Below are 977 nucleotides of genomic sequence, written 5' to 3' on the forward strand. Positions count from 1 at the left end.
ACCGTGGGCCGCCGCGCCATGGGGCGTCGGGGCCGCCGTGCCGTGCGGCGTCGGGGCCGCCGGGTGTTGGACCGGTGGGGCCGGGGCCCAGGGGCCGGGCTCGCCGTACGGCGGGGTGCTGTAGGGGTCGGGGTCGTGCAGGGGCTTGCGCAGCTCCACGGGCGGGGCCGGGGCGGCCGGTGGCTCTGGGGTCTGGCCGTCCGCCGGTGTCTCGGCGGGCCGGGCCGCCTCGGCGTCGCCCCGTACGCCGGGCGCGTCAGGTCCTTCCGGCTCCGGACCGGCGGCAGCCGCTTCCCGGGGGCGCTGCAGCTCGAAGTCGCCGTCGGCCCCCGGCACCGCCGGCCGCTGGAGTTCGAAGTCGCCGTCGGTGTCGGCAGTTGCCTGACGGCCCGTGCGGTTCCACCACTTCGGCTTCACCGGCTTCCCCTCGTCCATGCTCTCCCCACAGCTCACCGCGGCACGGACCTCACGGTGGCCGCGGTTCGTCGACTCCGCGCCCGGCTGCCTGCCGTGGGCACGGCCCACCCCGGATTCAACCAGGTTCGCGGAGCCGGGTCAGCGGGAGGAGGCGGAGGGGGAGGGAGGGGAGTCCGGGTCGGGGACGGGCGCGGCGAGGACGCCGGGGCGGGTCACCTCGGGGACGGTCGACCACGAGGTCAGGGTGAGCGGTGTGGACACGGTGAGCGGACGTATCAGTGGGGACATCACGGCCGCGCCGGCCACCACGGGGGCGGTCAGCGTGTGCAGGGTCTGCTGCTCGGCGCCCGCGGGGCGCGGCACTCCCGACAGCAGCGGAGCGGACGCCTCGGTCGGCGCCACCGGGGCGTCACCGAGCGAGGTCCGGCCCTGCTGGGCCAGGAGCGGGCCGACGCCCCTGCGCCGCTGCTCGGGGGCCGACGCGGCTCCCGAGCCCTGCGTGCGCGCCGGCGTCACGTTGCTGCCGGCGCCCGTGCCGCCGCGCGCGTCCGCGGCGGTGA

At 78.4% G+C, this 977-nt stretch carries 2 pseudogenes; both read right to left on the bottom strand.

What is annotated here, in order from left to right:
• A pseudogene (locus M8J74_RS44180) lies at positions 1 to 435 on the bottom strand (protease); the annotation flags it as partial.
• A gap of 120 nt (positions 436 to 555) precedes the next feature.
• Positions 556 to 977, bottom strand: a pseudogene (locus M8J74_RS44185) (zf-HC2 domain-containing protein); the annotation flags it as partial.

It is taken from the genome of Streptomyces panaciradicis, from assembly GCF_023516615.1.
Taxonomy (GTDB): domain Bacteria; phylum Actinomycetota; class Actinomycetes; order Streptomycetales; family Streptomycetaceae; genus Streptomyces; species Streptomyces panaciradicis.